Annotated in this window: 12 protein-coding genes; 1 reads left to right on the top strand and 11 read right to left on the bottom strand. The window is 35.5% G+C overall.

The features are described 5' to 3' along the window. Window positions 1-10: 10 nt before the first annotated feature. The 10 genes from IPK91_04215 to IPK91_04170 form a co-directional block, all read right to left on the bottom strand. On the bottom strand, window positions 11-2,800 hold the full coding sequence (locus IPK91_04215; GenBank protein ID MBK8296481.1) for a hypothetical protein: 2,790 nt from the start codon (window positions 2,798-2,800) through the stop codon (window positions 11-13). Between the two features lie 44 nt (window positions 2,801-2,844). Then, on the bottom strand, window positions 2,845-3,087 hold the full coding sequence (locus tag IPK91_04210) for a hypothetical protein (GenBank protein ID MBK8296480.1): 243 nt from the start codon (window positions 3,085-3,087) through the stop codon (window positions 2,845-2,847). Between the two features lie 123 nt (window positions 3,088-3,210). Next, window positions 3,211-3,753: a carbonic anhydrase gene (locus IPK91_04205; GenBank protein ID MBK8296479.1), complete on the bottom strand. Its 543-nt coding sequence runs from the start codon at window positions 3,751-3,753 to the stop codon at window positions 3,211-3,213. Window positions 3,754-3,763: 10 nt separating this feature from the next. Further along, window positions 3,764-4,348 (bottom strand): phosphoribosylglycinamide formyltransferase, encoded by a 585-nt coding sequence (locus tag IPK91_04200; GenBank protein MBK8296478.1) that lies wholly within the window; start codon window positions 4,346-4,348, stop codon window positions 3,764-3,766. 17 nt (window positions 4,349-4,365) lie between these two features. Next, window positions 4,366-5,277: a DUF4835 family protein gene (locus IPK91_04195; GenBank protein ID MBK8296477.1), complete on the bottom strand. Its 912-nt coding sequence runs from the start codon at window positions 5,275-5,277 to the stop codon at window positions 4,366-4,368. 1 nt (window position 5,278) lies between these two features. Next, window positions 5,279-6,472, bottom strand: coding sequence for a bifunctional phosphopantothenoylcysteine decarboxylase/phosphopantothenate--cysteine ligase CoaBC (gene coaBC / locus IPK91_04190; protein ID MBK8296476.1), 1,194 nt, complete (start codon window positions 6,470-6,472; stop codon window positions 5,279-5,281). 37 nt (window positions 6,473-6,509) lie between these two features. Then, a complete protein-coding gene (locus IPK91_04185) occupies window positions 6,510-6,851 on the bottom strand; it encodes a DNA-directed RNA polymerase subunit omega (GenBank protein MBK8296475.1) in 342 nt (113 codons plus the stop codon). Continuing rightward, a complete protein-coding gene (gene bamD, locus IPK91_04180) occupies window positions 6,817-7,650 on the bottom strand; it encodes an outer membrane protein assembly factor BamD (protein ID MBK8296474.1) in 834 nt (277 codons plus the stop codon). Before bamD ends, IPK91_04185 begins: the two co-directional genes overlap by 35 nt. Before the next feature lie 103 nt (window positions 7,651-7,753). Continuing rightward, on the bottom strand, window positions 7,754-9,256 hold the full coding sequence (locus IPK91_04175) for a GH3 auxin-responsive promoter family protein (protein MBK8296473.1): 1,503 nt from the start codon (window positions 9,254-9,256) through the stop codon (window positions 7,754-7,756). A gap of 123 nt (window positions 9,257-9,379) precedes the next feature. After that, window positions 9,380-10,018, bottom strand: a complete 639-nt coding sequence (locus IPK91_04170; GenBank protein ID MBK8296472.1) for an outer membrane lipoprotein carrier protein LolA — start codon at window positions 10,016-10,018, stop codon at window positions 9,380-9,382. Between the two features lie 185 nt (window positions 10,019-10,203). Between IPK91_04170 and IPK91_04165 the strand changes: the two genes are divergently transcribed. Beyond that, window positions 10,204-11,751, top strand: coding sequence for a hypothetical protein (locus IPK91_04165; protein MBK8296471.1), 1,548 nt, complete (start codon window positions 10,204-10,206; stop codon window positions 11,749-11,751). Window positions 11,752-11,785: 34 nt separating this feature from the next. Here the strand turns inward: IPK91_04165 and IPK91_04160 are convergent, their stop codons facing one another. Continuing rightward, window positions 11,786-13,711 carry a glycosyltransferase family 39 protein gene (locus IPK91_04160; GenBank protein ID MBK8296470.1) on the bottom strand — a complete coding sequence of 642 codons (1,926 nt, stop codon included), beginning with the start codon at window positions 13,709-13,711 and terminating at the stop codon, window positions 11,786-11,788. Window positions 13,712-13,749 lie beyond the last annotated feature (38 nt).

Raw genomic sequence — 13,749 nt, 5'->3', positions numbered from 1 at the left:
AAAGGAATTGTTAGGCTGAATGGCCATTGCCAAATTGCAGTGGTCCAATGACCCGAATGGTAGTACCAGTTCCTAACTTGCTTGTTATTTTTAGAGTGGCTGAAATGGATTCAGTTCGTTGAATTAAGCTTCGCATTCCATTGCTACTTTTACCTGCAAGCTTAGGGTCAAATCCTTTTCCATCATCTTTTATTTCAAGTAAATAGCTTTTAGTGTCTAATTCTTCGAGTTGTATCCATACTTGGTGCGCATTGGCATGTTTTAATATGTTATTAAGAACTTCTTTAAATAGTAACAGCAATTGCCTTTTAATGTCAGGATGTATCAAGGTATGTGAATTACTTTTTGGCAAGTTAAAAAAGAGTTGGATTCCGGAATCTTCAAGATACAAGCGGGAATATTCTTGAAAATAGGCCTGCATATCATCAAAATGATCGAAATCGGGGTTAATGGAAAACACCAATTCACGTAACTGGGACGATGCAATTTTAGCATCTTTAGCAACATGTGTCAGCCTGTTTTTTAAATCCTCCTGTGATAAATTGGCAATTCGTGAAGCAACTTGTGCTGTTAAAGCAATTTTAGTAAGGCTGGATCCAACTTCATCATGAATGTCCTGGGCAATTTTATTCCGAAGTATTTCTTTGTCCCGTTCTTTTTCAATTTTTGAAATTTTCAATCTGTAATCATAAACTATAATAAACAGGAAGAAACCTGCAACCAAAATGGCCATTAACCCATAATATAGTGGCGACTTCCAAAAAGGCCTGTTTACTTTAAAATGTAAAATGGATGTGTCAAAGCATACATTTCCATTTTGACAGGTTCGAATGCTGAGATGATAAGATCCATACCCTATACCGACAAGACGAAGTGTAGATTTATCTCCAAAGAAGTTCCAATCTTTATTTTTATCAGAAATCTGGTAATAGTACTTTTCCATGTTTCCATCTAATAAATTAGCATGTGCAAATTCGATTTCCAGATTGTTTTGATCATAATCTAATTCCAGTTTTTTATTGTACTCAATTTCATTTCCATTTACTTTCAAGGTCCTTATAAAAAGGGAGGGTATTGGTTTCGGAATTTGAAAAGACTCTGGTTCTAAATAATAATTCCATCGAGGTCCTTTTAAATGTAGTTTGCAATTTTGTCCATTGACTCTGGAGACCGTAATTTCAGTACTGGGTATGCCATGGTTCTTGGTAAAAAAATATGTAGAAGAATTCATAGGGTCATATCTAAATAAATACGACAAATTACTTCCCCAAATCTTACCCAAACAATCAGTGGTTAATGAAGTGATAAAATTATCTTGCAATCCAATCTTTTGGGTGAAATTTTCAAAGTACATGCTGTCAGGATGAAAGCGATAGATTCCACCTCCTTCCGTGCCAATCCAGAGATATCCACTTTGATCCAAAATCATTTTTGAAATGGAAGGATAAAAATAAGTGCCTGGTTTATTGTCAGGAAGTATTAGTGAATAATGATCCGTTTTCCGCGTCCATTTTATCAGACCGTTCCCCAAGGCAGATGCAAACCAAATATTTCCAGAGCTATCCTCTTGAATCGTATTAAAGGTTAGAAAATGCGCCATGGAATCTATGGATTTAAGATCCTTATGAATTACATTTTTAGTTCTTGGGTTGTAGCGGAAGATTCCATTTCCATAGACGGTGCCAAACCAAAATTCATTCCTGGAATCGAGGAAAACGCTGGAAGTATGTTTTTCAAATGGGTAAACTTCATTTGTTGTTTTACTAATCAAGCTGGCTTTGTTTTTAAAAGGATCAAACTGAAAGCATTGATTTCCGCATACCAGCCAATTGTTGGAATCGAGGAGAAAAATTTTATGAATTTCAGTTTGACTATCGATTGGGGAGATGGGTTGATAAAAACTACAACTTTGACTGACTTTATTATACATGGATACTCCTGTATATAAATAACACTGAAAAAGTGCGCTATCATTTTCAAAAGTACTGGTCGGATAGATTGTCCAATTTTTAAAGATGCCGCTGCATTCATTAAAATTTAGCAAGGTATTGACAGGGGTTGTTATCATTAACCCACTGTCTGTGGCAGCGAAATAATAGTTTTCATGCTGTATCAATTGTCTAATAAATAGAGAAGGATTTAGGACGATTGATTCCAGTTTGCCACTGGTTGAATTATAAATTAAGTATTCGTCCCAATTATTAGTGGTGATGCCAATTTCATCATTCGAAACATTGCTGAGAAAAGGAACATGATCTCCATATTGAAAAGCTTTATGAAGAATTGCTGTTTGGTTATGATGAATTAAATCAAATTCTATAACTTCGGCTTGACCGCAATAAGAATCATATACAACCAATGCACTAAACTCATTGATTTGTTTAATCGATAAATAACGATTGTAGTCCTTAAATGGAATTGAATCAATTTCAATTATAGTATGTTGTTTTGGGTCAATTTCAAAAATAACGCATTGTTCATTTGCATTTTTTACTTGGGTTACAGGACCTATTACCCAAATTTTGTGATTTGGAAATTCTATGATTCGATTGGGTTGAAATGGGATTGCTTTTTGTTGCATCCAGAATGGGAAGGCGTAAGATTGGAGTATTTTTAATTCAGGAGAAAGTAAAAAAACATGAGTTGTAGTGACTACCCAAAAAGAGTAATCCTTTCTAATTTTAATATCCTGTATGCGATTGGTTGCTTTTGCCAGTGCTTTGTTAGCATTAAATTGAATATTATCAATTTCAAAGGTTTCCGTATTTATTTTACTGATTCCTTTATCGGTTCCAGCCAATATAAATTTACCATTGAGCTTAACTAAGAGTTGAACTTTGTTTCCTAGTATATTTTTTTACCAAGGCCATATGGTATTTTATAAAAAGTATTCCCATCATAAACCTGAAGTCCATTAGCGGAAGCAATCCATAGAAAATTATTAGTATCTACGCAAACAGAAGTTAAATTGATCGATGAAAGTCCATTGTCCATGTCTAGTAAACTATAATTTGCCAATGGAGACTGTGCATTGAGCATTTGGAGGAATATAGAAATTAATAAACTGAATAGGTATTTATTGTTCAAGATCAATAGGTATTAAATTTATACCCGCTAAGATAATTTATAGATCTTAAACAATTTACTTAAGACAAAGAATAGAATTCATACGTTCTTGTGAATTTCAAAATTATTTTAGGAGAGCCAATATTATTCTTCTATCAAATACAACAAATTATCCTCCACCAAATACATCAAAGGGGCTATGATGACATTGGGGTAACGTAAACGAAGTCGTTTGGTTTCGCTGATGATAAAATGTTTTTCATTGCCGATTTCATGGATGGGTTCGTAGTGATAAAAATGATCTTCTGCTTCCTCTCGGGTCCAACCGGCATTGGTGATTAGGCCTTGGATAAATAAATCCTTACGAGCCATGAGATTTACCATGCCGCAATTGTTGTGGCCTATTAAAACTAAATGCCTCACATTACCCACTGCAATGGCATAAGAAACTCTAAATTCACTGTACCTCAAATTGGCGCCTCCGGATCGGATGATGTATGCAAAATTATCCGGAATGGATAAATGCTTGCGGTTGTCCATGCACATCCCGATCAATAATTGCGCTTGTTGATATTGTTGATAGGTCTTTCCTAAATTGTGGTAAGCCAATAATTCTGCTATCGGAGTATCCTTATATTCATCAGGAATATGCTCAATACGGTCTATTTTTATTAAATCTGCGGACATAGCTTATTGACTACATAAAACGGGTTTGCAACACTAGTTTTTCAGCCCATTCTGGATAATATTTATGTTCCAGTTCCTGCACTTTCTTTGCAAGCTTTTCAGCATTGTCCCGACGATCCACCTTGCATTTGGCCTGAAAAATTATTTTACCACGGTCATACATTTCATTGACATAATGAATGGTAATTCCGCTTTCTAAATCGCCTTCATTTATTACAGATTGGTGTACGTGCAATCCATACATTCCTTTTCCACCATGCTTGGGCAATAAAGCAGGATGGATGTTGATCAATTTCCCATCAAATTGTTTTACCAAAAAGGGTGGGATCAATAATAAAAAGCCTGCCAAAACAATGAAATCAATATCGTATAAATTCAGCAGAGCCGTTGTATATCCATTGTTGGATAAAAGAGATTTGTTTACTACGGAAGAGGGAACATTGTGTTCTTTTGCAACTTTAAGAACACCTGCTTTACTTGAACTGGACAGAATCAAACCAACTTGAATGTCCGGATGGTTTTTAAAATGTTTAATTAGTTCGGCTGCATTGGTTCCATTGCCTGAAGCAAATATGGCTATTTTTCGTTTCTTCATGTATTATTAAATTAGCATCAAGATTTTATCATGGGTTCGTAACTACTTGTATTGGCTGGATCCATTTGGATCATGGCATCATACACTTTTTTCTTTTCTTGTGGATTTCCTTGTTTGAAGATTTCCAGGATTTCCTGATTCTTCATATAAGTAAACATTTTTATTAAATACGTATCCGGATAGGAGGAATTGCTCCGTCCGATGTCTTCTAATATGTTGGCTAAACTCGCACGGCTACCGCTTGGATCTTTGGCAAACTGATCCATGCATTGGCGATGGTATTCATAATACGCTCTGCGAAATCCTTTCATCCTTGGATTTAATAAATTCTCCACTAGAAAATACCTTGTATTTTTTTTGTCTTTGGTAGGCGACCAGGATGGATCCGCCCCTTTGATGGAAGCAGGCAATACATTCAACATATTATTTAGTAACTGTAAATGTGCTTCACCGCCTTCCAAGCTGAAACTGTCGTAATCCAATGCCAAAATAAGATAGGCATAATACGTCAATACCGCAGATAAATTATCGTAATAGGTTTCTTTAGAATTTTCCAGGTTTTTATAAGGATCAAATATTACAGGTATTTGTTTGTCAATAATGCTTAATAAAGCGGTTTCATAACTCGCATTAAACACCGGACGGGTGGCTTGAACCGCAATATCTAATAAAAGGTTGTTATCTCCTTTATCTGCACTGATCGTAATTTGAAAATTGCATTTTATTTTTTCATGGGGTTCAAAAACATCTTGAGTCCATTTCTGATTATTTAGAAAATCCTTTACATTTCGTTCAATTTGATTGACGATGGATTTATCACTTAATCCAAGATTAGGAGCATTTACCCGAACCGATGCATTGAGTTCCTGTGCGCTAAGTGAGGAACCAAACAGAATACAAATCAGGCAGGTCGTTAAGAATACTTTCATGTTATTTAATTTCAAGAATGGCATTTAATATATCGATCGCGACCTCTTTTTTGGACTTCAAATCAAAGGAACTTATTTTTCCTGACTTATCCAAAATGCTGACCTTGTTTGAATCCGAATAAAAAGCGGCACCGGGATCGTTTGGCGAATTCATAACGATCATATCCATATTTTTGTTTTTTAATTTAATGGCTGCATTTTTTTCAAGTTCGTCTGTTTCAAGGGCGAATCCACATAAAAACTGTTTGTCTGTCTTATGGCTTCCAATAAAATCAGCAATATCTGGAGTTGGAATTAATCGAATTGTTAAATCAGGATGCTTCGATTTTTTAATTTTATTGTCAGCTATGTGGTCGGGTTGGAAATCAGCAACTGCTGCAGCTAATATGAAGATATCCGTTTCATGGATCCGCTTTTCAACTTCCAATAAAAGATTCTGAGCACTTACAATTCGTGTAATTCGCAGATTTGGACTTTCAAAAATGGCTTCTTTGCTTGGCCCTATTATAAGTTCTACCTGTGCGCCCATACGAACCGCTTCCTCAGCCAATCGAATCCCCATTTTTCCAGAAGAATAATTTCCAATAAACCGCACTGGGTCAATCGCCTCATGCGTTGGTCCGGCTGTTACGAGTATTTTTTTACCAAGCAAGGCTTGATTCGGATTAAAAAAGTGTACAATTTCCCGAAAAATGGATTCTGGCTCGGCCAATCGTCCGGGACCAATCAATCCACTTGCTAATGGACCTTCCCCAACAGGAATCAAATGATTTCCATAGGATTTAAGTTGGGCAATATTTTTTTGAGTCGCGGGATGCTTCCACATATCCAAATCCATGGCAGGCGCCAGCATTACCGGACATTTAGCAGATAAATAAACGGCAGTCAGTAAATTGTCGGTAATGCCATTGGCTAATTTGGCAAGCGTGTTGGCACTGGCTGGAGCAATCACAAACAGTTCTGCCCATAGCCCTAAATCTACATGTTTGGCCCATTCTTGATCATTGCTTAATCCAGAAAGTACCGGTTTGTTTGATAAGGTTGAAAAACTAAGCGGGCCTACAAATTCTTTGGCTGCTTCAGTAAAAATAATTTGAACCTCTGCACCGGTTTTAACCAATAAACGAAGGAGTATAGCAGATTTGTAGGCTGAGATACTGCCTGTTATGCCGAGGATTATTTTACGCCCTTCCAATAAATTTTGCTGGACTGACACCTAAGATCGTTCTGAATTATTCGGAATCGGGTGTGGTATTTTTATAGTGAAATTCTATTTTTCCTTCGAGGTATTCTTCTGTTGCAATAATTGCAGGATTGGGTAATTTCTCATAAAATTTTGAAATTTCAATTTGCTCTTTGTTCTCATGTACTTCCTCAATCGTATCTGAATGAGATGCAAATTCTTCTAATTTGTCAACCAACTCTTCTTTAATATCATTAGTTAATTGATTCGCGCGTTTAGCCAGAACATTGATGGTTTCATAAATATTACCTGTAGCACTGGTAAAGTCTTTAATGTTACGAGCCTTAACATTAGGATTAATTCCTTGCACTTGTGTTTTGATATCTATCATAATCCGTTGATTTTAATTTAGCGTTTATTTTTTTATTGTAGTCCTTAATTTCACTGGTAGTCTTCCCGCTTGGATACCTTTGAATAAAATCTTCAATATATTGCCGGGCTTCCAAATAGCGTTCCTTTTGTTTTTCAAAAATACTGTGTTCAGCAAGCAAATAAGCTGATTTACAAATGAGAAATCGAATTTCCCGGGCATTTTTAGTTTCAGGAAAATCATTCAAAACATTTTTAAGACTCGTGACACAGGACTGATAATTATTCATATCATAATACAGCTTCCCGGCTTCAAAAGATTTAAACTCAATTTTAGCACGACACTCATCAATCAATTTATTGCATTCTTCAACACGCTTTGAATTTGGATAGGTATTTACAAACAATTGAAAACCATCAATGGCTTTCTCAGTATTGCTCTGATCCAATCGATAGCCTGGTGATGTTTTGTACAAAGAGTATACTGACATAAAATCGGCCTCTTCTTTTTTATCGCTATTGATAAAGGTATTTGCAAAAGTTTTAAAAAGATGGGATGATAAATCAAATTGATTTAAATAATAATGGGTGTAAGAATATTTAAAATAAATGATTTCAGCTTCTTTTTGCCCACGAAAGGAAGTCAAAATTTGCTCATACAAGGTTTGGGCTTTTATATAGGCTTTGTCATCGTAATACTTGTCAGCAGCTTTAAGAATCAAAGTCGGATCCGAACTGGTCCGAATTTTTTCAAAACTTGACCTGCAACTTATAAAAGCTACTAAAAACAGACAACCGGCGTAAAGTAATGATCTTCTCATGGAGGCGCAAATTTAATACAATAAACGGAATTTCAGGGGGATAAGTATTAAGAAAGCAATCAAAAGAGTGCGTTTATAGTCTGTAGTCTATAGTCTTTTTCTCCTACCTTAAAATGTCCTTTACCAGCACATCGGCCATTTTTCGGTCGTTGCTGAGCCTGTTAACCTTAAATTGTTCGCCTAATTTGCCGGCCTGTCGCATGTAATCGAGAAAACCATTTTTACGGATGGGACGGATCTTTAAAGTGTCCAGAAGATTCCCATCAATTAAGTCCTTATAATAACTGTTTAATTCACATAAATGCCCGTTAATGGTTTGAGCTATTTCATGGATATTTTTAGGGATTTCTGAAAATTCTATAAACCATTCATGATAAGCTGATCGGTTATCAGCCGGGCTTATCTGAGGTGCAACGGTAAATTCTACGACATCAAAACGGTGTTTCTTTTGTGCGTAACTGATCGCCTGGTCAATTTCACTAGAAATGACATGCTCGCCAAAAGCAGAAATAAATTGACTGATCCGACCACTGAATTTAATCCGGTGTGGATCTTTTGAAACAAAACGAACTAAATCACCGATCAAATAGGACCATAATCCTGCATTTGTACTTAAAATTATCGCATAGTCTTGATTGAGTTGAATTTCTGCAAGACTCAATCGTTCTGCATCCGGATCCTGGATCTTTTCTTTCTCTATAAATTCATAAAATATCCCATCGTGGACAACCAATTGCATGTTGTCTTCTTCACAATCCGTTTGATAGGCGATGAATCCCTCACTTGCCGGATAGGTTTCAATTAAATCGATGAATCCACCAATTAACTGTTGAATCTTTTGCTTGTATGGTGTATAATTTACGCCACCATGTATATAGAGACTTAAATTTGGAAACACATCCAATACACAGGATTTGCCGGTAAAATTGAGCAAGTGTTCACAAAACATTTGAATCCAAGGCGGTATACCACTAAAAACACGGATATCCCGAGTATGCATAGTGGAAACCAAGCGTTCTATTTTTTGCTCCCAAGGTTGAATTCGATTCGTTTTATCATCCGGTTGCTTATTGAATTTAAACCAATAAGGAACTTCGTGATTTACGATTCCAGACAATCTTCCAATCGCAATATTATTCGTATAACTTAATTCAGGTGAACCTGAAAGGAAAAACATGTCTCCATTGAAAATTTGCGTTTTAGGACGTTTTTCGGCGTAATGCAATAACAGATTTCTTGCCGAATTCAAATGATTTTTAATACTGTCTTTAGTTAATGGGATGTATTTAGTACCTGAAGTGGTCCCGGAAGTTTTGGCAAAATATTTTGGAAGTCCTTTCCATAATATATTTTGTTTGCCATCGCGAATCTGATCTATATAGGGAACAAAATCTTCATAATCCCTGACGGGGATATGCATTTTAAAATCATTGTAATTTTGAATGGATTTAAAATCATGATCAAGACCAAATTGTGTATTTCTTGCAGTGTGAATTAAGGTTTTAAATTGTCGGTCCTGATTGTCAGCTCCATTTAAGTACTTGCGATTCAATTTTTTACAACTTGTTGTAGCAATTAAATGGATGAGGCTGTCTTTTAAAAACATAGGCTCAAAGATATAATCCTTGTATGAATGTAGCGAATATTTGAGGTTTTCTGAGCTATTGAAGCAGGATTTTTCAGGGATGAATGTTGTTTGATTAAAAAGCCATTATAATCTTAATCTCGACTACTCGTCTCTAAGGTCTTCGATGTGAACGCCTTTCAGGGCATCTGTTTTAAGCTCAAATGCTGCATCATCTATCAATCTGGAAGCAACGGTCTTTGTAAACACTACGATGGTTTTAGCACCGTTTAGTTCCTGCCATTCAGCTTTTTCGATAAGATTTGTTTTTTCAGATATGTATAATGTTATTTTTGATATGGCTTCCGTTTTTGATTCTGGGATCAATTCAATGATGTGACTATTCTTGCCCTTGCTTTTATAAAGTTTAATGTATTTGGCTTGATGGGTACCCGCTTTGTGAATCGCTGCCAATTGTGCAGGTTGGTATTTGTTTTCAGATTCTTCCGGATTGGTGATTTGAACTTCTTTGTTTCGTTTTAAGTAGGTGTATTGTATTTTTGAATTATTATAAATTTCAAAATCTTTTAGAATCAGTCGATACTTATGATCCTTTGATAAAAGCTGCCCTTTATTCTGTCCAGTAGATTTTCCTTTTTCAACTTGTTCGTAATCAAAAAAGATTTCCATGCCGCCCATTTTCTTGTATTGATTTTGTGTTTTATCCAAAATCACAGTCGCTTTGGTATCTGGAATGAATAGAATTAGTAAATTACTGAAAAGACTGATTAAATTGAGCAACATGATGTGTTAGAATTTCAATTAAAACAGTTGAAAAGCTAAAATCATTATAATCGCTTTGTTAAGCATTCGTTAAGCTTAACTTGTCAATAGATATAACGGGCAAATAAGGGGTCTTGGATTTGGAAATTTAACTGTATTTTTAAAATTGAGAGCGAACGTAATTGATGTCTTCAAACTATTTTAATATGAAATGGATCTTTGGAATTTTAACATTGCTTCTTATAAATCTAACTTTCCTAATGGCCCAATCGGGTCAATTGGATCCTTCCTTTGGAAATGGGGGATGGGTGAATACCGATTTTGGGGGTAAAGATCAAAGTGGTTGTGTTGCGATTCAACCCGATGGAAAAATATTGGTTGGAGGTCGTTCCAATGGGTTTTCTGGCTCATTTGATTTTATAATTGCACGGTACCTTGAAAACGGTCAATTGGATGGAAGTTTTGGCGATCAAGGGAAAGTGGTTCTAGATTTTGGATCTACCCAGGAAAATGTGGAATTCATTCATTATTTACCTGAAAATAAAATTTTAATTGGTGGGTATTCCAATTTAAGTCCCAATACAACTTCTTTTGTTGTCAGGCTTGAGTTAGACGGAAGTGTCGATAAAACATTTGCAAATCAAGGCGTCCTAAGTTTTAAATATGGTCGTTCAACGGGCATTCTCAATATGGATTTGCAAGAGGATGGAAAATATGTCTTTGGATGCATCGGTGTGATAGACACTTTGGATGTTGATTTTTTAGTTACAAGATTTCTGCCGGATGGAACGCTGGATACCAGTTTCAATCATTCGGGTTGGACATATTATGATTTCAAGACCCGTGAAAATATTCCATTTGATATGCTTATTCAGAAAGACCATAAAATATTCTTAAGCGGTTGTTCCGGAGTATATCCAAAGGCAAATTTTGCCTTTGTTCGATACAATGAAGATGGAAGTTTAGATTCATCTTTTGGAAACATGGGCAGCATGCAAACTGATTTTGCCGGTAATCAAGATGTGGCTTATTCTTCAATTATTCAGGAGGATGGTTCCTTTTATGTGTCGGGTACTGTACGCGACAGTATTACAAATTATGATTTTGCATTGGCAAAATACAATTCAGATGGAAGTTTGGATCAGTCTTTTGGGAATGGTGGAAAATTAACTTATGATTTCAAAGGACCGGTTGATTTTGGTTTGTACATGAAACAACAAAAGGATGGTAAACTTTTAGTGTGTGGTGAAAATAATATTCTTACAAAAAACAGTTTCGTTGTGGCGCGTTTTAATAAAGATGGCAGCATTGATCCAAAATTTGGCAACAATGGAATGGCATCTCTGGATGTTGTAAATATATTGACAGATGATACACCCAGTTTTACCTTGCAACAGGATGAGAAAATTGTGATGGTTGGAAATTATAAGGATGGTACGAATATCAATTTCTTAATCATGCGATTTTTGAATGATGAAATTTCTTCTACCAATGAAGAAAATCATACACCCTTCCTGATAGCTCCAAATCCTGTTGAAGATCATTTAATTCTACATAATTCTAATATTGAATCTAAGTATACGATTTCAATTCTGCATCCCAATGGAAACATTTTACAACAAGAGGCTATTCAATTTGACAAATCAAGTAAAGAGATCGGATTGTCAAAGTCTGTTCTTTGGCTTCCGGGTGTTTATTTTTTAAAATGGAACCATGGAACAAAACATGGAGTAATCCCTTTTATAAAAAGCTAATCGATTCCTTTAAAATCCGGAAAATAAAATAGGATTACTTTGCTTTAACAGTCATTAATTTTTTAACGACATCTTTATCGATTTCCATACCCTTATTAATCGCAATTTGTGCATTTGCTTTATCACCCAATCTCGTGTAAGTAATGTATAGATTTGCCCATACAGAAGCAGATTTTGGATTTATTTGGGATGATTTTGAAAGGTATTCAAGTGATTTTAAAAGATATCCAAGTTCAGCTTCTGCACTTCCCAATAGCTCCAATGCCTGGTCATCGTTTGGATTTAATTTTAATGATTTGATCAAGACTTGTTTGGCATCTTGATTGTTATGTTCTTCATGAAATAAAAACCGGCCATATTCGCGCAATGCTTTTTGATAATTTTTCATGATAGACATATCCCCGGGAGCCATTGTTATATATTGTTCATACGTGGCTACCGCATCTTTGTGGTCTTTAATTATGTAATACGCATTCCCTAATAAAAACACACAATCCGTATATTTTGGATAAATTTCCAGTGCTTTTTTCAAATGAAATATAGCTTGATTTATCAAATACTTGTTTGCTTCTTTGTCATCTGATTTTCGATAGTTTTCCAACAAGGTAAATCCTAGGGAAGAATTTAGTTTAGCACTGTTAGAAGAATGCTGGTAGTCTGAATTAAATAAAGTGAAATTATTTTTCCAGGCAGTATTTCGCGCAATGGTTCGGGCTGAAAAAGCAAGTACGATAATCGGTAATAAATAAATACTCCAGGAATATCGGACTTGTAAAAAACGAAGCAGGAACGCAGCCGCCATCATGCAAATACCCAACGAGGAAACAAACACAAATCGTTCACCCATATAAGCTCCTATTGAAAAGAATAGGTTGGACGTTGGGATCAATGCAATGATAAATAAGAAGATAGACCACGAATAAAGGGGTTTGCTTTTGCTCCATTTAAATGCAAAGAAGATAGCAGCACCAGCCAAACCAAGCGCCAGGATCGGTAAAGGCGAAAATAAATTTACAGCTGCAATGCTTTTAGGTGCATAATCATGTGTCAAGGGGTAGGGTATGAAATTTAAATAAACGTACCGCAACAAACTGTAAAAAATGGTTCCATATTTCTCAGCAGGATTCATTTCGACAAGTCGTTCGCCGCGAAACTGAAGCCAGGGGTTTTCTAAAAAATTTCTGGAACTATTTATAAAACTAGCTCCCAATACCCATATACGAATTCCAATAAAAAGTGCTGAAGAAATAACCAATGGGGTATATACCACCCAGCTGCGTTTAATTTCTTTTGGAATAAATAAATAAATTGCAAGCGGAATCAATGCCAAAAATACAATTGCATTTTCTTTTGAAAATAAAGCCAGCATAAAAAAGATTCCGGATAAAATTCCATGAAGTATTTTTTTACTTTCAAGGGTCTTTAATAAAAAATATAAACTGGAAAATGAAAATAACAAAGACCAAATTTCATCCAGTCCTTTAATATTTGCAACAACTTCTGTATGAAGTGGATGGATGGCAAATAATACAGTCGCAATCCCTGCAAGTATTTTAGCTTGATCTGGATATCGATACGCTAGTAACTTAGCCAGCGTAATAAAGATCATGCAATTTAATAATCCATAAAAGAGTACATTAAAAAGATGGGCAATGAATGGATTGTTTCCGGAAACTTGATGTTGAACTGCAAAGAATGCCAGGGTCAAAGGTCTGTAGCGACCCCCTCCAACCGTACTTTTTCTGCCTGAATCTTTAAAATATCCGGCAAAGGTTTCGTTAGAGAAAATATTGCTTATCCCACTGAACCCATTTTGGACAAATTGGTTTTCTGTAAATACAACCCGATCGTCTAGTACAAAATCATGGAATAGGGTATTGGCATAAAGGGCAAAAGATATAATAAAAATCAAGTATATGCTCCAGGTGCTTTGAAACAGTTTATTTATGGAATCAATCATGTATGCAGTTAGCTAAGATGAAGGGCCAAAGATAAAGC

This window comes from Saprospiraceae bacterium, assembly GCA_016712145.1.
Classification (GTDB): domain Bacteria; phylum Bacteroidota; class Bacteroidia; order Chitinophagales; family Saprospiraceae; genus Vicinibacter.
This window is presented reverse-complemented; position numbering and strand designations above follow the sequence as displayed.

What these genes read in the sequence shown, in the direction of transcription:
- IPK91_04205 (MBK8296479.1), bottom strand. Translation starts at nt 3,753, where the DNA reads ATGTCCGCAGATTTAATAAAAATAGACCGTATTGAGCATATTCCTGAT.
- IPK91_04200 (MBK8296478.1), bottom strand. Translation starts at nt 4,348, where the DNA reads ATGAAGAAACGAAAAATAGCCATATTTGCTTCAGGCAATGGAACCAAT.
- IPK91_04195 (MBK8296477.1), bottom strand. Translation starts at nt 5,277, where the DNA reads ATGAAAGTATTCTTAACGACCTGCCTGATTTGTATTCTGTTTGGTTCC.
- IPK91_04185 (MBK8296475.1), bottom strand. Translation starts at nt 6,851, where the DNA reads ATGATAGATATCAAAACACAAGTGCAAGGAATTAATCCTAATGTTAAG.
- bamD (MBK8296474.1), bottom strand. Translation starts at nt 7,650, where the DNA reads ATGAGAAGATCATTACTTTACGCCGGTTGTCTGTTTTTAGTAGCTTTT.
- IPK91_04175 (MBK8296473.1), bottom strand. Translation starts at nt 9,256, where the DNA reads ATGTTTTTAAAAGACAGCCTCATCCATTTAATTGCTACAACAAGTTGT.
- IPK91_04170 (MBK8296472.1), bottom strand. Translation starts at nt 10,018, where the DNA reads ATGTTGCTCAATTTAATCAGTCTTTTCAGTAATTTACTAATTCTATTC.
- IPK91_04165 (MBK8296471.1), top strand. Translation starts at nt 10,204, where the DNA reads ATGAAATGGATCTTTGGAATTTTAACATTGCTTCTTATAAATCTAACT.
- IPK91_04160 (MBK8296470.1), bottom strand. Translation starts at nt 13,711, where the DNA reads ATGATTGATTCCATAAATAAACTGTTTCAAAGCACCTGGAGCATATAC.